The organism is Burkholderia sp. IT-111MI5, from assembly GCF_949752865.1.
Classification (GTDB): Bacteria; Pseudomonadota; Gammaproteobacteria; order Burkholderiales; family Burkholderiaceae; genus Burkholderia; species Burkholderia pyrrocinia_C.
In genome coordinates this window covers 146,103-164,302 of record NZ_CATKIF010000005.1, presented here as the reverse complement: position 1 = coordinate 164,302, position 18,200 = coordinate 146,103, and the positions used below count along the sequence as shown (strand labels likewise).

The window sequence follows — 18,200 nt, the reverse complement described above, 5'->3', positions numbered from 1 at the left end:
GCGCGCTGTGTCCGCCGTCCGCAGTCCTGCGGAAGGTGCCGTCGAGCCGGGTGCGAATCCGTCGCAGACGAAAGCCGCCTTCCCGAAAGCTGCGCGACTTCTGAAAACGGATGAATTTTCATCCGTTTTTCGTTTGCGCCCCTGGCGGCGTTCCGCGCACTTCGTGATTTACGGCAAGCCGACCGGTCAGCCCGCGCGTCTGGGGCTCGTCGTCGGCAAGAAGTATGCGCCGCGTGCAGTCACGCGTAATCTCGTGAAGCGGCTGGCGCGCGACGCGTTTCGCTTGCGCCGGGCCGAATTCGCCGGTTACGACCTGCTGCTGCGGCAGCACACGCGCTTCGACAAGAAAGCGCTGCCGAGCGCGGCTTCCGCCCCGCTCGCGGCGATGTGCGCGGCCGAAATCCGCGAGCTGCTCGACAGGGCAGTCCGGGAAATCGCCCGCCGTGCGTCGAAGCCCGCGTCCGAGTGACGCATCCGTTCGCGGTGCGGCGTTCGCGCCCGCCCGGCCGGTTTTGACGCGGTGCCGAACGGCGCCGCCCAAGGTATGGAAACGGTCTTGATCGCGTTGCTGCGCTTCTACAAGGTTGCCGTGAGCCCCCTGCTCGGCAACCGTTGCCGTTTTTATCCTTCCTGTTCGGATTACGCGCGCGAGGCAATCCAGTATCATGGCGCCGCGCGCGGCACGTATCTCGCCGTCAGGCGCGTGTGCCGATGCCATCCGTTTTCCGCGGGCGGCATCGACCTCGTCCCGCCGCCCAACTCCGACACTCGCGCTCGCGGCGAAGCCGACGCGCGGTCCCATCGACTCTGAGACAACGCATGGATATCAAACGCACCGTCCTATGGGTGATCTTCTTCATGTCAGCTGTCATGCTGTACGACAACTGGCAGCGTTCCCATGGACGCCCGTCGATGTTCTTCCCGAGCGCCACGCAGACGGCACCCGCGGCCGCTGCCGGCGGCGCATCGGGCACGGGCGCGACGACGACGACCGCAGGTGAAGTGCCTGCCGCCGCAGCCGGCGCCGCACCGTCGACGACGGCACCGGCCGCCCAGGCGCAGCTCGTGAAGTTCTCGACCGACGTCTACGACGGCGAAATCGACACGCGCGGCGGCACGCTCGCGAAGCTGACGCTGAAGAAGCAGGGCGACGGCAAGCAGCCCGACCTGTACATCACGCTGTTCGACCACACGGCCGGCCACACGTATCTCGCACGCTCGGGCCTGCTCGGCGGCGACTTCCCGAACCACAACGACGTCTACACGCAGGTGAACGCCGGCTCGACGTCGCTGACGGGCGACCAGAACACGCTGAAGCTGTCGTTCGAATCGCCGGTGAAGGGCGGCGTGAAGGTCATCAAGACCTACACGTTCACGCGCGGAAGCTACGTGATCGGCGTCGATACCAAGATCGACAACGTCGGCACGGCGCCTGTCACGCCGACGGTCTACATGGAACTCGTCCGCGACAACACGGCCGTCGAAACGCCGATGTTCTCGCACACGTTCCTTGGGCCGGCGGTCTACACGGACGCAAAGCACTTCCAGAAGATCGACTTCAGCGACCTCGACAAGAACAAGGCGAACTTCGAGAAGTCCGCCGACAACGGCTGGGTCGCGATGGTGCAGCACTACTTCGCGTCGGCATGGATTCCGCAGCAGGGCACGAAGCGCGACATCTACGCTGAAAAGATCGATCCGACGCTGTACCGCGTCGGCGTGAAGCAGCCGGTCGCCGCGATCGCTCCGGGCCAGTCGGCCGACGTGCAGGCACGCCTGTTCGCCGGTCCGGAAGAAGAACGCATGCTCGAAGGCATCGCGCCGGGCCTGGAACTCGTGAAGGACTACGGCTGGGTGACGATCATCGCGAAGCCGCTGTTCTGGCTGCTCGAGAAGATCCACGGCTACGTCGGCAACTGGGGCTGGGCGATCGTGCTGCTGACGGTGCTGATCAAGGCGGTGTTCTTCCCGCTGTCGGCCGCGAGCTACAAGTCGATGGCGCGCATGAAGGAAATCACGCCGCGCATGCAGGCGCTGCGCGAACGCTTCAAGAGCGATCCGCAGAAGATGAACTCGGCGCTGATGGAGCTGTACAAGACCGAGAAGGTCAATCCGTTCGGCGGCTGCCTGCCGGTCGTGATCCAGATCCCGGTGTTCATCTCGCTGTACTGGGTGCTGCTCGCGTCGGTCGAAATGCGCGGCGCGCCGTGGATTCTGTGGATTCACGACCTGTCGCAGCGCGATCCGTTCTTCATCCTGCCGGTGCTGATGGCCGTGTCGATGTTCGTGCAGACGAGCCTGAACCCGACGCCGCCGGACCCCGTCCAGGCGAAGATGATGAAGTTCATGCCGATCGCGTTCTCGGTCATGTTCTTCTTCTTCCCGGCCGGCCTCGTGCTGTACTACGTCGTGAACAACGTGCTGTCGATCGCGCAGCAGTACTACATCACGCGCAAGCTCGGCGGGGTCAAGAAGAAACCGGCCTGACGCCCGTCGCACCCGCGGGCGGCGAGCCGCCCGCGATGCACGCAAAAAAGCCGCATGGTTCGCCCATGCGGCTTTTTTGCTTCTCGGCGGCGGCGCGCGGTGTGCGATGCGCGTGCCGTTCCCGGTCAGGATTTCTTCGCTTCGATTTTCGGTTCGCCGTAGAACTGCTCGACCAGTTCCTGAACGAGGTAGCGGTGATGCGGAGACAGTGCCTCGATCTTCGACGCGAGTTCGATCGTTTCGGGTGTCGGCGGATAGCGTTCGTCGCGCGGCAGCGGTTGCGGTGTCGGGTGTTCGATCACGCTCGGCGACGGCCCGTAATGCAGCCAGTGCAGTTCGACGCGCAGCCATTCGGCGAGCGTTGCGAGCTTGTCCGACGTCGGAATCGTGCGGCCCGTCAGCCACTTGTGCGCGGTTTGCGGCGAAACGGGATGCGTTCCGCGGTGGCGCAGATTGAACTTGTTCGCAAGCTCCGTCGCGCCGGTGACCTTCTCCGGACTGCGCCGCAGGGCGAATTTCAGGCGTTCCGAGAACGCGGCTTTTTCTTCGGATGTCGGCATGGGGGAGATTGTGCAATTCCACCGACGTCTTTCAGACAACCGTATGGGATAAACATATCTTGTTTGGACTAATCCCGGACTTGCGCAGGATGACCAGCGGAATTGAGGGACGCAGTGTCAGGCCGCTCCGGTAGGCATACGCGTCCGAAACGGTGGCTGTGTCATCGTGCTGGACTGATACTCGACTTATCCCCGGTGGGATAAATTCGGGCGAGTCCGAATTCCGCGTGGCGTCCGGTGGCGTGTGTGCGGGCACGCTACAATGCCGGCGTTCCGTTGCCCGAACTGTTGCGCGGGCGCACCACTTACTGCCTGATTTCCCGATTCATCCGATTCCCATGCTCGCTACCGATTCCGATCCGATCGTCGCCATCGCCACTGCTGCCGGCCGGGGCGGCATCGGTGTCGTCCGCGTGTCGTTCGGGCGCGGCGGCGAGGCGGCCGCGCTGCCGCTGATCGACGCGTTGTGCGGGCAGAAGCTCGCGCCGCGCCATGCGAGCTACGTGCCGTTCCTGGATGAGCACGGCGCGCCGCTCGACCGCGGGATCGCGCTGTATTTCCCGGCGCCGCATTCGTACACCGGCGAGCACGTGCTCGAACTGCAGGGGCATGGCGGGCCGATCGTGATGCAACTGCTGCTGCAGCGCTGCCTGGATGCGGGGCGCGGCTTCGGCTTGCGGCTTGCGGAGCCGGGCGAGTTCACGCGACGCGCGTTCCTGAACGACAAGCTCGACCTCGCGCAGGCCGAGGCGGTTGCCGACTTGATCGAGGCAAGCACCGAGGCCGCCGCGCGGTCGGCCGGGCGCTCGCTCGATGGCGCGTTCTCGCGGCAGATCCATGCGCTCGTCGAAGACGTGATCACGCTGCGAATGCTGGTCGAGGCGACGCTCGATTTTCCGGAAGAGGAAATCGACTTCCTGGAGGCCGCCGATGCACGCGGCAAGCTCGCGAAGATCCGTGCGCAGCTCGCGCACGTGCTTGGCGATGCGCGGCAGGGTGCGCTGTTGCGCGAGGGGCTGTCGGTCGTGCTCGCGGGGCAGCCGAACGTCGGCAAGTCGTCGCTGCTGAACGCGCTGGCCGGCGCGGAGCTGGCGATCGTCACGCCGATCGCGGGCACGACGCGCGACAAGGTCGCGCAGACGATCCAGGTCGAAGGGATTCCGCTGCACATCATCGATACGGCCGGGTTGCGCGAGACGGAGGATGAAGTCGAGCGGATCGGGATTGCGCGCACGTGGAGCGAGATCGAGCGCGCGGACGTCGTGCTGCATCTGCTCGATTCACGCACGGGGCTGACGCCGGATGACGAGACGATCGCCGCGCGGTTTCCGGGCGGCGTGCCGGTGGTGCGCGTGCTGAACAAGACGGATCTGACCGGCGTGCCGGCTTGTGTCGAGCATCCTGCCGCGGAAGGCGATCTGACCGAGGTGCATCTGTCGGCGAAGCGCGGTGACGGGATCGATATGCTGCGTGCGGAGCTGCTGCGGATCGCGGGGTGGCAGGCGGGGGCAGAAGGCGTGTATCTCGCACGCGAGCGGCATCTGATCGCGCTGCGAGCGGCGCAGGAGCATCTGGCACAGGCGGCGGATCATGCGGAGCAACGGGCGCAGTCGCTCGATCTGTTTGCCGAGGAGTTGCGGCTCGCGCAGGAACAGCTCAATGCGATTACCGGGGAGTTCACTTCGGATGACCTGCTGGGAGTGATTTTCAGCAGGTTTTGTATTGGGAAATAACGGGTAATCGGCGCAGGTATTTCAATGCCCGTCGCCGATAGTCACCGTGCTTCCAATCCTTATTGCGGGAAGCGCACAGTCTGCCGACGTCGAATCGAATGCATGCATTCGATCCGAATCGTGCGTCAGAGGCATTGCGTCGACGTATTACGCGGCCGACATTCATCCGAGACCCGGGGCGTGATGCAACGCATGGCTGGCGTCCTCAATCCCAATGCCGATGATGATGGTAATACCCGCCACCACCGTAATACCCACCGTCAGGCACCACGATACAGCCGCTCAGCAACACGGCGACGCCGGCAATCAGCAAAAGGGTTTTCTTCATGGCGCTCACCTGCTCGGGTTCGATATGAAACCGAGCATATCGAGCGCCCGCAACACGGGCTGTAAGCATTGGTATCCCCGCTCCGCATTGCGTAACGGCGCATTATTCCGGTCAAAATGACCGTAACAAATGCCCCAAACAGCAGACGTATTCAGGCAACGACGACCCTGTTTCGCCCCGCATCCTTCGCAAGATACAGCGCGGCGTCGGCGGCTTCGATCAACGCGTCGGGCGTCGACAGATCGTCGGCCGATACGGTCGCGCAACCGACGCTGATGCTCACACGCCCCGCCGGCGAAGCAGGCATCGCGAGATCGAGCCGCAACACGGCTTCGCGCGCCTCTTCCGCAACGACCCGCGCACCGCGCGCACCCGTATTCGGCAGCACGATCGCGAATTCCTCGCCGCCGTAGCGCGCGACGATATCCGCTGGCCGCCTCACCGCGCCGGCCAGCGCATTCGCGACCGCGATCAGGCACGCATCGCCCTTCACGTGACCGAACGCGTCGTTGTAGGCCTTGAAGCGATCGACGTCGACCATCAGCAGCGACAGCGGTTCGCCTTGGCGCCGCGCCTGCAGGAATAGCGTGTGGAAATGATCGTTGAAGTGGCTGCGATTGAACGCGCCAGTCAGCCCGTCGCGCGCGGATGAGCGGATCAGCATCGCATGCGCCTCGAACAACTGCTGGTACAGCATCGTCACTTCCCATGCGAGCACGCACACGAGCACGCCGGGCGTGAACATGCTGAACACGCGCGCGACATACCAGCCGACCGTGAAGCGGTTCGTGGTCAGCAGGTTCAGCGTCGTGTCGGTGAGGCACGCGAGCACCGCGATCGCGAGCCACAGGTCGAGCGTCGTGCGCAGCCGGCCGGTGGCCAGCACGGCCACGAGCGCAAGCGCATTGAGTATCCACACGACGAGCGCGACGCCGTTGAAGGGCAGCACGGCCGCGTCGCCGGGCGGATGGAACGCGGGCGGCAGCGACACGTTCAGCGCGAGCGCGCACAGCAGCGCGGCCGCAATGGCCGGCCCGCCGACGAGCGCGATCGTCCACCGGCGCGTCTGCTTCGCGCTGACCGGTGCGCGCGTCAGCCGCTCGCGCGCAAGCAGCGCGGCCATCACGAAGCACGGGAAGCCCGCATGCCAGAAGATCCACATCCACGCGGCGCTTTGCGGGCGCGCACCGAGCAGGCCATGCGGCGCGAATACGCCGGGAAAGGTGAGCAACTGCAGCGCGACGGCGAGCGCGGTGAACGCATAGGCGCCGCCGAGCGCGCCGAGCACGGGCTGGCGCGTCACAGTGAACTGCGCACCGAGGAAAAACGCGGCGATGCTCGCGGTCGTGAACACGGTGAGCGCGCACATCGGCATGAACGGCTCGATGGCCGGCAGCGTGACGTTCGCGTGCGGCGCGGCGATTCCGAGTGCGAGCAGGATGACGAGCGCCGTCAGCGCGCCGAACCAGAGCTGACGACGCGTCGTGTGCTGGATCAGGATGCCTTCCATGGAGTCCCCCGGACACGCGTGCGCAAACGCCCGGTCTTGCGCCGGGCGGCGCGCATCCCGGCCGCGGCGCGACCGGTGCGGCCCGATCCTATCGCGTTATTGGCGCGCGCTCAAATGCCGAGCCCCGGGCCGAAGTTGCCGGCGACCCAGTGCGTGACGGCGTCGACGTCCGCGTAGTCCTGTTCGGGCAGGCCGTCGAGCATCGACAGCACCTCGTTGCTGGCGCCGGCGTCGCGCGCGGCGTCGACGATCGCATCCTTGTTCGCCGGGTAGCGGACGGCCGCCAGCACGTCGGCGATCTGCAGGTCGATCGTTTCGTTGGGAATATCGTGCGGAGGGAGGGCGGGCTTGTCGTTCACGTCGGCGTCTCGCGGGTTGGGCGGGAATCGGATCAAAGCGGAATAAGGGCGCGTCGCGCGTTGCCCGGCCCGGGGCTGCCCGGCCGGCGCGCGCCGCGGATGGACGGCGATCGGCTCAATGCCCGCGTCGCACGCGGCGCCACGGATGCTTCCAGTCGATGTGCGGGGCGTTTTCGTCGCGCGGATGCTGGCGCCGATGTTCCTGCCAAAGTTCGTCGGAAAACAGCGCCGTGACGATCACGAGCGGCAGCACGAGAAAAATACCGAGTATGACTTGCTCGATCACGATAGCCTCCTTGCGGTGGCAGGAACCCTTGCTCACATTCTAGGCTCTGAACTTCGCTCGCGTTCAATTTCTTACAGTGCGGAACGGGCCCGAACGCGGCTGCGCCGCGCGGGCGTTCCGCACGTGCGCCGGCATCAAAAAGGACATGAACATGCAACTCCAGAACGATACCAACACGCTTGCGCTGCGGCCGCTGGAGCGCCAGGACCTGCGCTTCGTCCACGAGCTGAACAACGACGCGAAGATCATGCGCTACTGGTTCGAGGAGCCGTACGAAACCTTCTCGGAACTGTCGCAACTGTACGACCGCCACGTGCACGACCAGCGCGAGCGCCGTTTCGTCGCGGTCGATGCGCAAGGCGAACTGGTCGGTCTCGTCGAATTGATCGAGCTCGACTACATCCATCGCCGCGGCGAGTTCCAGATCATCATCGCGCCGCAATGCCAGGGGCGCGGCTATGCAGGCCAGGCGACGCGCCTCGCGATCAAGTACGCATTCAACGTACTGAACATGCGCAAGCTTTACCTGATCGTCGATACGACGAATGCGGCGGCGATTCACGTGTACGAAAAATGCGGGTTCCAGCACGAGGCTGAATTGAAGGAAGAATTTTTCGGCAACGGTGCGTATCACAATGCTTATCGCATGTGCATCTTCCAGCGCGATTATTTCGAGCGGCAGCAATCGGCCTGAATAAAGCAGGGTAAACACGCTGACGAAATACGCCCGCGGCATGGCCTCCGCGGGCGCAGGATGCATGCGGGGGAACACGGGTAAATACGGACGCGCTTATACCTGGCATTTTTCTTGTATCAGGTAAATGCGATTCCGCGCTGCGGTAAAGTCGGATCGTTTCGAATGACTTTATGTGCGGCGCATCAAAATGATCCGGATATCGAAATGGATTATCCAAACCGTTCAATAGCCGCATTGTAACTTTGCTGAAAGTCTTGCCGGGTAACGCTTTCCGCCCGGCGCCACGGGCCTGTCCACCGCGCGGCAGGCGTGGTCCCGCACGGAAAACGGGCTGCGCACGGGGTGCGACAATCCGCCGCTATTGCGGTCGCACAACAAATGTGCTTGCTATCGCTTGCCGGTCTTCTAAAGTGAAAAACGCGGGTTCACGATCACCTTTAAACACATAGCTAACCCAAGCCTGGTGCCCGCAAGCCTGGAGACAAAAAATGATGAAGCGTACCGGTATCCTTTTTGCCCTCGTCGGTGCATTTTGCGCAGTGTCGATTGCCCAGGCCGGCGGCGATTCGGCCGTCAAGCCGAAGCAGGAAATCCAGCTGACGAAGAATGCCTGGGGCTGCCTGTCGAAAGACAATCTGGATTCCGTACTGAATCACGAGCGCGACGGCAAGTCGCAGGCGAAGCAGCAGTACTTCGACGACTACCGCTGCCTGTCGGTGCCGGAAGGCCAGCGCTTCCGCGTGGTGTCGGTCGACCAGGGCGACGTGCAGTTCGTCAGCGCAGACAACAGCGACCAGCAGGGGCTCTGGGCCGATTCGCGCTTCGTCAAGCAATAACCGCACAGTCGCTGCGCAGTCGCACGACGCGCGAGCGCGCCGGCCCGATCAACTGGCGGCGCGAACCGAACACGGCCCGGTGCATGCCGGGCCGTTGCGCTGTGAGGGCGCACATGACACGCGCCGGACGGCGCGCATTCGGTATCATCACGGCCCGACCGAACCGAATGCCCGCCCGGGCCGCATCCGCATGGCGCTGAAATCCACGATCTACAAAGCCGAACTGCAAATTGCCGACATGGATCGGCATTACTACGCCGATCACGCGCTGACGGTGGCGCGCCATCCGTCGGAAACCGACGACCGGATGATGGTGCGCATCGTCGCGTTCGCACTGTTCGCGCACGAGCGGCTCGAATTCTGCAAGGGGCTGTCGGACGTCGACGAGCCCGATCTGTGGCAGAAGGACCTGACGGGCGCGATCGACGTGTGGATCGAGGCCGGCCAGCCCGACGAACGGCGCATCTCGAAAGCGGCCGGCCGCGCCGGGCAGGTCACGGTGATCGCGTACGGCGGCAAGACGTCGGATATCTGGTGGCAGGGCGTGCGCAGCAAGGTCGAGCGGCTGCGCAACGTGCAGGTGCTGTCGCTGGCCGATGGCGTCGCGGCCGCGCTCGGGCAGCTCGCGGAGCGCACGATGCGCCTGCAGTGCACGGTGCAGGACGGCGCGGCGTGGATCTCGAGCGCGGACCACGATCCGGTCGCGGTCGAATGGACGGTGCTGAAGGCGCGCGCGGGCGCGTGACGGCCCGCGCACCGGCCGTGCTCAGCCGATCGCGGCCGGCGGCCCCTTGAATTCCAGCATGTTGCCTTCGGGATCGAACAGGTAGATCGACGGCCCGTAGCCGCCGGCGCCGTAGCGCTCCGCGGGGGCGCCCGGCCGCGCGCCATGTGCGGCGAAATGCGCGATCAGCGCATCGGGATCGAACGGCTCGACGCGCAGGCACAGGTGATCGAGGTTGCGTCCCGTGCCGGGCGGGCCGCTGTCGGGACGGTCGATCGGGCCGCCGACCGACAGCAGGTCGATCAGCGCATCGCCGGCGCGCAACTGCACGAGGCCCAGATCGGGCTGTTCCTTCTCCACGTGGCAGCCGACGGCGTCGCAGTAAAAGCGCGTCATCGCGGCCATGTCGGTCACGCGCAGCACGATGTGATCGATCGCGCGGATGGTGGGTTTCATAAGCCGATACTCCTTCGCAGTCGACGAGCATCGAGTGTAGACGCATCGTGCCTGCGCTGCCGGCCGGAACGCGGCACAATCGACAGACGAAAAAAAGCCCGTTCACGCAGAGCGGAACGGGCTTAATCCATATCAGGAGGAGACATGGAGGAGACAGTTCCAACTATACACACGGCGATGGTGCGACGCAATATTCAGAGTGCAAAAAAACGTCAGGACGGCGATTTGTCGCATCCGCACTGCAACAAATCGATGACGGGACGATGACGAAAACCGCGCCGGATCAGCCGGAGCGGGCGTGTTGTCCGATTTATTTCGGGGTGATCCGCCCCCGGTTCGCCGGCGCGAATCACAGAGCAAGATTCAGGGCGCGACGGCACGTGCCGATGTCTAGAGTAGGCACATCTACACTAGAGAGTGCGAGGTTCAGATGAAAACCGCCTATCCGACCGACGATGCCCGCTGGGGTGCCGTGACCGAGCGCGATCCGCATGCGGACGGCGCGTTCTTCTATGCCGTGAGCACGACCGGCGTGTTCTGCCGCCCGACCTGCGCGTCGCGGCTGCCGCGCCGCGAGCATGTGTCCTTCTTCGCCGATCCGGCGGCCGCGCGTGCGGCCGGCTTCCGGCCCTGCAAGCGCTGCCAGCCGGAAGGGCTGCCGCGCGAGCTCGAGATCGTCAACCGCGCGTGCGCGGTGCTCGATGCGCATGCCGAGCGGCTCACGCTTCAGCAGCTGAGCGATGCCGTGCACGTGAGCCCGTTCCACCTTCAGCGGCTCTTCAAGCGCGTGGTCGGCGTGTCGCCGCGGCAGTACCAGGCCGCGCAGCGCGGCGCCGCGCTGCGGCAGGCGCTGCAAAGCGGGCAGCCGGTCACGCAGGCGGCCGTCGATGCGGGCTTCAACTCGCCGTCGCGGCTCTATGCGTCGGTGCCGCGCGAGCTCGGGATGGCGCCGTCCGCGTTCCGTCGCCAGGGCGCCGGCCTGCGGATCGACTATGCGACCGCGTCGACGTCGCTCGGCACGGTGCTCGTCGCCGCGACCGAACAGGGCATCTGCCGGATCGCGTTCGGCGACGAACCGGCGTTGCTGGTCGGCGAGCTGAAGGACGCGTTCGCGCGCGCCGAACTGGTCGAATCGTCCGCGCGGCTCGCGCCGTTCGTCACGCAGATCCGCGCGTACCTGGACGGCACGCGGCACGCATTCGACCTGCCGCTCGACATCGCACCGACCGCGTTCCAGCAGCGCGTGTGGGAAGCGCTGACGCATATTCCGTACGGTGAAACGCGCAGCTACTCGGAGATCGCCGAGGCGCTCGGCTCGCCGCGCGCGGTGCGTGCCGTGGCGTCCGCGTGTGCGTCGAACCCGGTCGCGCTCGCGATCCCGTGCCACCGTGTCGTGCAGAAGGGCGGCGCGCTCGCCGGGTATCGCTGGGGCGTGCGCCGCAAGGCGACGCTGCTCGCGGCCGAGGCGCGTCATGCGCACGACGATGAAAACGAAGCCGTGACGGAGGGAAGTGCAGTTTGAGCATCGCGAAAACAACGATCACGTCAACCGTGAACGGCGGCCATGTGCCGCCGTCCGCGCAGATGGAACTGCGCTTCAACGCGCCCTACGACTGGGCGCGCGTGCTGCGTTTCTTCAGCGGGCGCGCGATTCCGGGTGTCGAGCAGGTCGCGGACGGCGTGTATCGCCGCATCGTCGACCTGCATGGCGACTCGGGCCGGCTCACCGTCACGAAACATCCGCGCAAGCATTGCCTGATCGCGACCGTTGAAGGGGCGGTCGCGCGTCATGTCGACGATGCATTCGCCGCGCGCGTCGCGACGATGTTCGACCTCGGCGCCGATCCGGCTGCGATCGGCGGCGGGCTCGCGCGCGATCCGTGGTTCGCGCCGCTCGTCGAGGCCGCGCCGGGGCTGCGCGTGCCGGGCGCGTGGTCGGGGTTCGAGCTGGCCGTGCGCGCGATCGTCGGCCAGCAGGTGAGCGTGAAGGCTGCGACGACGATCGTCGGCCGGCTCGTCGAACGGGCCGGTGAGCGCGTGATGCATATCGACGATGGCGCGCCGGCCTGGCGTTTCCCGACGCCCGACGCGCTGGCCGCGTGCGATCTCGACAAGATCGGGATGCCCGGCAAGCGCGTTGCCGCACTGACCGGCGTGGCGCGCGCGGTGGCGGCCGGCGACGTGCCGGTCGATCGCGCGCATGCCGATCTCGCGACGCTGCGCGGCGCGTGGCTCGATCTGCCCGGCATCGGCCCGTGGACCGTCGAATACATCGCGATGCGCGCGTGGCGCGACCCGGACGCATGGCCGGCATCCGATCTCGTGCTGATGCAGTCGATCGCCGCGCGCGATCCGTCGCTCGACCGGCTGGCGAGCCAGAAGCGCCGCACCGAAGGCTGGCGGCCGTGGCGCGCGTACGCGGCGCTGCATTTGTGGAACGAAGTGGCCGACCGGGCGGGCGGCGCGCGCGGCGGGTGATGGCGGCGGCCCGAGTCGGGGGCGACCGGACGAGGCCGCGATGCAACCCGTTGCGCAAGCCGTGTCGCCGTTCGTCGGCTGCTGGCCGCCACGACGATTCGGCGAATCCGGCGCCTGCCGGACGCCGGGCGCGCAACGCGCGCGTATGCCTCTTTCCTCTGTCAGTTCGGCAGCACGGTTGCACCTGCCGCCGCCTGTCCGCGCTTCACGATCCATCGGACAAATTCACGTGACCGACGTGCCGATCGACGCCGCCTGAAACCGGTAACACACGCCGCGGCAGCCGCGATCGGCCCGTCCGGCGGCCCGCTCCGGCCCGCGAGCCATGCCCGCGGCCACCTCAAGCGCGTGTTCCGGCGAGATGTTAAAGTGCCCGCTACCAACGAAGCGACCAACAATCCAGCCGGCCGCGCGCGGCGTTCTGCGCGCGGCCGTCACGCACTTGCGTCTCCATGTCGAACACCATGACTCACCGCCAGTCCGAACTGCTGCTGAATCGCCTCGAAGCACTGAGCTCGGGCCCGACGCGGCAGCATCTGCCCGACGGCCTGCGCGGCATCGAAAAGGAAAGCCTGCGCGTGACGCGCGACGGGATGATCGCGTTCACGCCGCATCCGCGCGCGCTCGGTTCGGCACTCACGCACCCGGCGCTGACGACCGACTACTCCGAAGCGCTGATCGAGCTGATCACGCCCGCGGAACGCGACGCCGCGATCACGCTCGAACGCCTCGACGAGCTGCATCGCTACGTCTATGCGTCGCTCGGCGACGAGATGCTGTGGAACGACTCGATGCCGGGCCTGCTGCCGGCCGACGACCAGATTCCGATCGCCAACTACGGCACGTCGAACATCGGCCGCCTGAAGACGGTGTACCGGCGCGGCCTCGCGTATCGCTACGGCCGCACGATGCAGTGCATCGCCGGCATCCACTACAACTACTCGCTGCACGAGGAAGTGTGGCGGCGCCTGCACGCGGAAGAAGGGTCGACGGCCACGCTCGTCGATTACCAGTCGGAGCGCTATCTCGCGCAGATTCGCAACTTCCGCCGCCGCAGCTGGCTGCTGATGTACCTGTTCGGCGCGTCGCCCGCGCTCGACACGAAGTTCCTGCGCGGCAAGCCGCACAAGCTCGATACGTTCGACGCCGATACGCTGTACCAGCCGTATGCGACCAGCCTGCGGATGAGCGATCTCGGCTACTCGAACACGACGGCCCAGGCCGCGCTGCACGTCGACTACAACACGCTGCCCGGCTATCTCGACGCGCTGTCGAAGGCCGTCAGCGAGCCGTATCCCGCATACGAGGCGATCGGCACGCATCGCGACGGCGAGTGGATCCAGATCAACACGAACGTGCTGCAGATCGAGAACGAGTTCTACTCGACGATCCGGCCGAAGCGCGTCACGTATTCGGGCGAACGCCCGCTGCATGCGCTCGCATCGCGCGGCGTGCAGTACATCGAGGTGCGCTGCCTCGACATCGATCCGTTCGAGCCGACCGGCATCGCGCTGGAGACCGCGCGCTTCATCGACGCGTTCCTGCTCGCGTGCGCGCTCGACGACAGCGCGCCGCTCGACTGCGACGCGTACAAGGAAGCGAATGCGAACTTCGGCAGCGTGACGATGGAAGGCCGCAAGCCGGGGCTCACGCTGTCGCGCGACGGGCAGCCGATCACGCTGCAGGCGTGGGCGGACGACCTGATGGCCGATATCGAAACCGTCGGCCGCCGTCTCGACGAAATCCGCGGCGGCGACGAGCATGCGCGCGCGATCGCCGCGCAGCGCGAGAAGCTCGCCGATCCGGAGCGCACGCCGTCGGCGCGCGTGCTGCGCACGATGCGCGAGAACGGGCAGTCGTTCCTCGCGTTCGCGCTGGCGCAGAGCGAAGCGCATGCCGCGTATTTCCGCGCGCATCCGCCGTCGGCGGACACGCTGCGCACCGAGCAGGCGCTCGCCGCGAAGTCGCTGGCCGAGCAGGCCGAGCTCGAAGCGAAGGAGGCCGGATCGTTCGACGCGTTCGTCGCGGCCTATCGCGCGTATACGCTGAACCGCTTCAGCGTCTGAGGATCGCGCAGCGCGGCCGCGCGCGTTGGCGTGCGGGCCGCGTGCGTGTCGGTCGGTGCGGTCGTGCCGCGCCGTTACCCGTTCGATCCGGTTCGGTCGGCAATCAGTGATGCGCGTACGTGCCGCGATCGATCGTATGCGGCAGCGCCGGCTTGCCCGATTCCACGTTCGCCCGGCCACCGTTGCCGTAACTCGCATCGTCGCCGCGTGCCTGCGCGGCGCGCCGCATGATCGCCTGCATGTTCTCCGGAAAGTCGGGACTGCTCGCGAGGCTCGTCCGGTAGCCGGCGGCCTCCAGTTCAGCGAGTTCCTGGCGGACCTCCGCGCGCGTCAGCGTCGATGCGGCCTGCGCGTGGGTGGCGAAGGCCGCGCCGATCAGCAGGAATGCGCATGCCGCCTGTTTCATCGTCTTCATCGTGTTCACTCCGTGAGGTTCCGGTGCCGCGCCGTCGTCGGCGTGGGCGGAATCGATGCGGCCAGTCTAGGCTTCGGACGCCAAACGAAACATCCCGCCGGCCGGTAGTCTCCTTTGTCGCGCGCGCAACATTGCGCAGGTGATGACGTCGCGCACGCCGGTGGGCCGTTCGCGACAGGTTTCCTGTCGGGTGCGACAGCGGCCCGCCAACTGCCGGCCATCGTGCGGCGGATGTCCGTATCGGGTCGCTGCATTTTCGGGCTTGTCCCCCTTGTACAAGCGCCGTACGCCTCCTAACCTCTTTTAAGCAACCGATCGGTTGGCCGTGCAACGTCGTTGCGTGCACAAGTGCCCGATCGTTGTCGCGACTGCAGAACGTCGCTTTGCACCGAATCCGGGGGCGCTGACGCGCCAACCCGGGTCGCCTTTGGAGACACGATGAATCCCACCGACGCCCTACCGCCCGGCATCGTCTTCGCGCAGCCGCTGACGCCGGTCGCCAACTCGCTGTTCCTGTCCTTCCTCGTCGCCGTGATCCCGATCGCGGTCGCGCTGATCGCGCTCGGCGTGCTGCGCCGCCCCGCGTGGCAGGCGTCGCTCGCCGGGCTCGTCACCGGCCTCGCGGTCGCGATCGGCGCGTGGGGCATGCCGGCCGGGCTCGCGTTCAACGCGGTCGGCGCGGGCATGGCGCTCGCGGTCGTGCCCGTGATGTGGATCGTCTTCAACGCGCTGCTGCTGTACAACATCGCGGTGAAATCGGGCCGCTTCGACCAGTTCCGGCAGTGGATGCTCGACAACCTGCCCGACGACCGCCGCCTCGTGCTGCTCGTCGTCGCGTTCTCGTTCGGCTGCCTGCTCGAAGGGATCTCCGGATTCGGCACGCCGGTCGCGATCACGAGCGCGCTGTTGATCGCGCTCGGCTTCCCCGCGCTCGAAGCGCTCACCTATACGCTGCTGTTCAACACGGCACCGGTCGCGTTCGGCGCGCTCGGCGTGCCGATCACCGTGCTTGGCGCGGTCACGTCGCTGCCGCCCGCGACGCTCGCGCAGATGGTCGGCCGCCAGCTGCCGTTCTTCGCGCTGCTGCTGCCGTTTTATGTGGTCGGCGCGTATGGCGGGCTGCGTTCGATCAGGCAGCTGTGGCCCGCGCTGCTCGTGTCGGGCGCCAGCTTCGCGCTCGCGCAGTTCGTCACGTCGAACTTCCTCGGCTACCAGCTCACCGACGTGCTGTCGTCGCTCACGTCGCTGATCGTCACGATCGGCTTCCTGCAGCTGTGGAAGCCGCAGCCCGATCCGCAATACGCGCTCGCGCGCAGCGTGCCCGCGGCAGCCGGCGCCGCGCGCGCGGGCTTCGGCGGCTGGCTGCCGTGGCTCGTCGTGTCGGTGGTCGTGATCGTGTGGGTGCACGCGAACGTCGCGGCGATCGGCGACGTGAAGATCAAGTGGCCGGGCCTGCACAACGCGGTGTTCGTGTCGCTGTACCACAAGCCGTATGCGGCGATCTGGGATTTCCAGCCGCTCGGCACGGGCACCGCGATCCTGCTCTCGGCGATCGTCACGGCCGCGCTGACGCGCACCGGCGTCGGTGCGTTCCTCGAATGCGTGGTCAAGACCTGGCGGCAGACATGGATCGCGATCGTCACGGTGATGATGATCGTCGGGCTCGCGTACCTGCTGAACTACTCGGGGATCAGCTACACGCTCGGCACCGGCGTCGCGTCGACGGGCGCGCTGTTCCCGCTGGTGTCAGCGTCGCTCGGCTGGATCGCCGTGTTCCTGTCCGGCAGCGACACGTCGGGCAATGCGCTGTTCGGCAACCTGCAGGTCGTCGCCGCGAGGCAGCTCGGCCTCGATCCGGTGCTGATGGCCGCGACCAACTCGTCGGGCGGCGTGATGGGCAAGATGATCTCGCCGCAGAACATCGCGACGGGCGTGTCGACGACGGACCTGAAGGGGCAGGAAGGCGTCGTGTTCGCGCGCACCTTCTGGCACAGCGTGATCCTCACGCTGCTGCTCGGCGTGCTCGTGTTCCTGCAGCAGCACGTGTTCACGTGGATGATTCCGGCGCTGCCGAAGTGACGCGTGGCCGGACGCGAGAAGGAAGGCACGAGGAAATAACGAGGGAAGGCGCGACGAAAGGCGCCAGAAAATGCGCGAAAGCGGCGAACGCGCGGCGACTCAGCGCGCGTTCGCCCGCCGCGTCGTGTCGCGCGGTGCGTGCTCCGCCGGCAGGATGCAGGCGAGGAACGCGTCGATCGCCGGGCTCTGGCGGCGCGCCTTCAGGTAGTACACGTATTCGTCGATCGTCGTGTCGATGCCGCGCAGCGCGATCACGCGCAGGTCCGGATGGCGCTCGGCCTCGCCGAGCGGAAACAGGCTGCCGCCCACGCCATGCAGGATCGCCTCGCGGATCGCTTCGCGGCTGCCGATCTCGGCGACCGACGCAGCCGCGACGCCGGCCGTCGCGAGGATCGTCTCCGTGCAGCGGCGCGTGACCGAGCCTTCCTCGCGCATCAGCAGCCGCACGTCGGCGAGCTGCGCCGGGTCGATCGTGTCGAAACGCGCGAGCGGATGGGTGCGATGCACGACGAGCACGAGCGGATCGGTCGAGATCACCTTGCGTTCGAGGCCGTCGGCGTCGTTGGGCTGCGACGAGACGGCGAGATCGATGCGGAATTCCTGCAGCGCCTGCAGGATTTCCTCGGAGTTGCCGATCCGGCACGTGAGCGCGATCGACGGATGCGCGTTCGAGAAGCGGCCGACCGCGTCCATGATGTAGTACGGGCCCGTCGCGCCGATCCGCAGGTGGCCTTCGAACAGGCCGCCGACGTTGCGCAGCATGATGTCGGCCTGCGCCTCGAGCGCGATCATCTTCTCGACGAGCGGCAGCAGCTCGATGCCCGTCTCGGTGACTTCGAGCTTGCGGCCGCTGCGGTAGAACAGCTCGACGCCGTACACCTGCTCGACCTGCCGGATCTGCGCGGCAATCGTCGGCTGGCTCACGCCCAGGTGGCGCGCGGCGCGCGTGATGCTGCCCTGCCGGACGGTCGCGTGGAACGCCTTCAGCTGATCGAACACGACTCGGCTTCTCCCCCCTCTTCATCGCGCGTCAGCGTAGCGCATGCGTGTGTCGGCTGCATGAAAGGCGCGTCGTATGCCGCTTCGAAAAAAAGCTGGGGGTAACCGCAAGAAACCTGCGGGAACCGGTCACGGCCGGGACATGCCGGTGCGGGGTAATAACGGCAACGCACCGACCGCCGGCCCC

At 66.5% G+C, this 18,200-nt stretch carries 19 protein-coding genes; 11 read left to right on the top strand and 8 right to left on the bottom strand.

The genetic code is table 11. The features are described from left to right. The first annotated feature begins 7 nt into the window (after window positions 1-7). The 3 genes from rnpA to yidC all read left to right on the top strand — a co-directional run bounded on the left by rnpA (window position 8) and on the right by yidC (window position 2,487). Window positions 8-469: a ribonuclease P protein component gene (gene rnpA / locus ACM6JT_RS04830; protein ID WP_021157986.1), complete on the top strand. Its 462-nt coding sequence runs from the start codon at window positions 8-10 to the stop codon at window positions 467-469. A gap of 75 nt (window positions 470-544) precedes the next feature. Next, window positions 545-811 carry a membrane protein insertion efficiency factor YidD gene (gene yidD / locus ACM6JT_RS04825; protein ID WP_009694594.1) on the top strand — a complete coding sequence of 89 codons (267 nt, stop codon included), beginning with the start codon at window positions 545-547 and terminating at the stop codon, window positions 809-811. An 8-nt stretch (window positions 812-819) separates the two neighbouring features. Next, a complete protein-coding gene (yidC, locus tag ACM6JT_RS04820; protein WP_407970980.1) occupies window positions 820-2,487 on the top strand; it encodes a membrane protein insertase YidC in 1,668 nt (555 codons plus the stop codon). A gap of 125 nt (window positions 2,488-2,612) precedes the next feature. On the opposite strand, the gene ACM6JT_RS04815 is transcribed toward yidC, so the two are convergent. Next, window positions 2,613-3,047: a transcriptional regulator gene (locus tag ACM6JT_RS04815; protein ID WP_034179397.1), complete on the bottom strand. Its 435-nt coding sequence runs from the start codon at window positions 3,045-3,047 to the stop codon at window positions 2,613-2,615. Between the two features lie 338 nt (window positions 3,048-3,385). On the opposite strand from ACM6JT_RS04815, the gene mnmE reads away from it, so the two are divergent. Next, entirely contained in the window at window positions 3,386-4,780 is a 1,395-nt protein-coding gene (gene mnmE / locus ACM6JT_RS04810; protein ID WP_034179396.1) for a tRNA uridine-5-carboxymethylaminomethyl(34) synthesis GTPase MnmE, read from the top strand. A gap of 205 nt (window positions 4,781-4,985) precedes the next feature. Here the strand turns inward: mnmE and ACM6JT_RS04805 are convergent, their stop codons facing one another. The 4 genes from ACM6JT_RS04805 to ACM6JT_RS04790 form a co-directional block, all read right to left on the bottom strand. After that, window positions 4,986-5,108 carry a hypothetical protein gene (locus ACM6JT_RS04805; protein WP_256260617.1) on the bottom strand — a complete coding sequence of 41 codons (123 nt, stop codon included), beginning with the start codon at window positions 5,106-5,108 and terminating at the stop codon, window positions 4,986-4,988. Window positions 5,109-5,259: 151 nt separating this feature from the next. Continuing rightward, window positions 5,260-6,618, bottom strand: a complete 1,359-nt coding sequence (locus ACM6JT_RS04800; RefSeq protein ID WP_175749063.1) for a GGDEF domain-containing protein — start codon at window positions 6,616-6,618, stop codon at window positions 5,260-5,262. 110 nt (window positions 6,619-6,728) lie between these two features. Next, entirely contained in the window at window positions 6,729-6,977 is a 249-nt protein-coding gene (locus ACM6JT_RS04795; RefSeq protein ID WP_034179394.1) for a DUF2795 domain-containing protein, read from the bottom strand. A gap of 115 nt (window positions 6,978-7,092) precedes the next feature. Continuing rightward, the gene (locus tag ACM6JT_RS04790) at window positions 7,093-7,263 is read right to left on the bottom strand and encodes a hypothetical protein (RefSeq protein ID WP_034179470.1); all 171 of its coding nucleotides are present in this window, start codon (window positions 7,261-7,263) and stop codon (window positions 7,093-7,095) included. A 151-nt stretch (window positions 7,264-7,414) separates the two neighbouring features. Here ACM6JT_RS04790 and speG point away from each other — a divergent pair, with 151 nt between their 5' ends. From speG to ACM6JT_RS04775, 3 genes are all read left to right on the top strand, one after another. Next, on the top strand, window positions 7,415-7,957 hold the full coding sequence (speG, locus tag ACM6JT_RS04785; RefSeq protein ID WP_034179469.1) for a spermidine N1-acetyltransferase: 543 nt from the start codon (window positions 7,415-7,417) through the stop codon (window positions 7,955-7,957). 491 nt (window positions 7,958-8,448) lie between these two features. Next, complete coding sequence (gene sap1 / locus ACM6JT_RS04780) at window positions 8,449-8,796, top strand: surface attachment protein Sap1 (protein WP_034179393.1); 348 nt, start codon at window positions 8,449-8,451, stop codon at window positions 8,794-8,796. A gap of 190 nt (window positions 8,797-8,986) precedes the next feature. Further along, complete coding sequence (locus ACM6JT_RS04775; protein ID WP_031401498.1) at window positions 8,987-9,541, top strand: YaeQ family protein; 555 nt, start codon at window positions 8,987-8,989, stop codon at window positions 9,539-9,541. 21 nt (window positions 9,542-9,562) lie between these two features. On the opposite strand, the gene ACM6JT_RS04770 is transcribed toward ACM6JT_RS04775, so the two are convergent. Continuing rightward, window positions 9,563-9,976 (bottom strand): VOC family protein, encoded by a 414-nt coding sequence (locus tag ACM6JT_RS04770; protein WP_034179392.1) that lies wholly within the window; start codon window positions 9,974-9,976, stop codon window positions 9,563-9,565. 430 nt (window positions 9,977-10,406) lie between these two features. On the opposite strand from ACM6JT_RS04770, the gene ada reads away from it, so the two are divergent. The 3 genes from ada to gshA all read left to right on the top strand — a co-directional run bounded on the left by ada (window position 10,407) and on the right by gshA (window position 14,520). Then, entirely contained in the window at window positions 10,407-11,498 is a 1,092-nt protein-coding gene (gene ada, locus ACM6JT_RS04765; protein WP_034179391.1) for a bifunctional DNA-binding transcriptional regulator/O6-methylguanine-DNA methyltransferase Ada, read from the top strand. After that, the gene (locus ACM6JT_RS04760) at window positions 11,495-12,454 is read left to right on the top strand and encodes a DNA-3-methyladenine glycosylase family protein (RefSeq protein ID WP_034179390.1); all 960 of its coding nucleotides are present in this window, start codon (window positions 11,495-11,497) and stop codon (window positions 12,452-12,454) included. Before ada ends, ACM6JT_RS04760 begins: the two co-directional genes overlap by 4 nt. Before the next feature lie 452 nt (window positions 12,455-12,906). Next, on the top strand, window positions 12,907-14,520 hold the full coding sequence (gene gshA, locus ACM6JT_RS04755) for a glutamate--cysteine ligase (protein WP_034179389.1): 1,614 nt from the start codon (window positions 12,907-12,909) through the stop codon (window positions 14,518-14,520). 103 nt (window positions 14,521-14,623) lie between these two features. On the opposite strand, the gene ACM6JT_RS04750 is transcribed toward gshA, so the two are convergent. Further along, window positions 14,624-14,935 (bottom strand): DUF4148 domain-containing protein, encoded by a 312-nt coding sequence (locus ACM6JT_RS04750; RefSeq protein WP_105389486.1) that lies wholly within the window; start codon window positions 14,933-14,935, stop codon window positions 14,624-14,626. 438 nt (window positions 14,936-15,373) lie between these two features. Between ACM6JT_RS04750 and ACM6JT_RS04745 the strand changes: the two genes are divergently transcribed. Next, entirely contained in the window at window positions 15,374-17,014 is a 1,641-nt protein-coding gene (locus tag ACM6JT_RS04745; protein ID WP_243565020.1) for an L-lactate permease, read from the top strand. 99 nt (window positions 17,015-17,113) lie between these two features. Here the strand turns inward: ACM6JT_RS04745 and ACM6JT_RS04740 are convergent, their stop codons facing one another. Further along, window positions 17,114-18,013, bottom strand: coding sequence for a LysR family transcriptional regulator (locus tag ACM6JT_RS04740; RefSeq protein ID WP_414856037.1), 900 nt, complete (start codon window positions 18,011-18,013; stop codon window positions 17,114-17,116). Window positions 18,014-18,200 lie beyond the last annotated feature (187 nt).

What these genes read in the sequence shown, in the direction of transcription:
- yidD (WP_009694594.1), top strand. Translation starts at nt 545, where the DNA reads ATGGAAACGGTCTTGATCGCGTTGCTGCGCTTCTACAAGGTTGCCGTG.
- yidC (WP_407970980.1), top strand. Translation starts at nt 820, where the DNA reads ATGGATATCAAACGCACCGTCCTATGGGTGATCTTCTTCATGTCAGCT.
- ACM6JT_RS04815 (WP_034179397.1), bottom strand. Translation starts at nt 3,047, where the DNA reads ATGCCGACATCCGAAGAAAAAGCCGCGTTCTCGGAACGCCTGAAATTC.
- mnmE (WP_034179396.1), top strand. Translation starts at nt 3,386, where the DNA reads ATGCTCGCTACCGATTCCGATCCGATCGTCGCCATCGCCACTGCTGCC.
- ACM6JT_RS04805 (WP_256260617.1), bottom strand. Translation starts at nt 5,108, where the DNA reads ATGAAGAAAACCCTTTTGCTGATTGCCGGCGTCGCCGTGTTGCTGAGC.
- ACM6JT_RS04800 (WP_175749063.1), bottom strand. Translation starts at nt 6,618, where the DNA reads ATGGAAGGCATCCTGATCCAGCACACGACGCGTCGTCAGCTCTGGTTC.
- speG (WP_034179469.1), top strand. Translation starts at nt 7,415, where the DNA reads ATGCAACTCCAGAACGATACCAACACGCTTGCGCTGCGGCCGCTGGAG.
- sap1 (WP_034179393.1), top strand. Translation starts at nt 8,449, where the DNA reads ATGATGAAGCGTACCGGTATCCTTTTTGCCCTCGTCGGTGCATTTTGC.
- ACM6JT_RS04775 (WP_031401498.1), top strand. Translation starts at nt 8,987, where the DNA reads ATGGCGCTGAAATCCACGATCTACAAAGCCGAACTGCAAATTGCCGAC.
- ACM6JT_RS04770 (WP_034179392.1), bottom strand. Translation starts at nt 9,976, where the DNA reads ATGAAACCCACCATCCGCGCGATCGATCACATCGTGCTGCGCGTGACC.
- ada (WP_034179391.1), top strand. Translation starts at nt 10,407, where the DNA reads ATGAAAACCGCCTATCCGACCGACGATGCCCGCTGGGGTGCCGTGACC.
- gshA (WP_034179389.1), top strand. Translation starts at nt 12,907, where the DNA reads ATGTCGAACACCATGACTCACCGCCAGTCCGAACTGCTGCTGAATCGC.
- ACM6JT_RS04750 (WP_105389486.1), bottom strand. Translation starts at nt 14,935, where the DNA reads ATGAAGACGATGAAACAGGCGGCATGCGCATTCCTGCTGATCGGCGCG.
- ACM6JT_RS04745 (WP_243565020.1), top strand. Translation starts at nt 15,374, where the DNA reads ATGAATCCCACCGACGCCCTACCGCCCGGCATCGTCTTCGCGCAGCCG.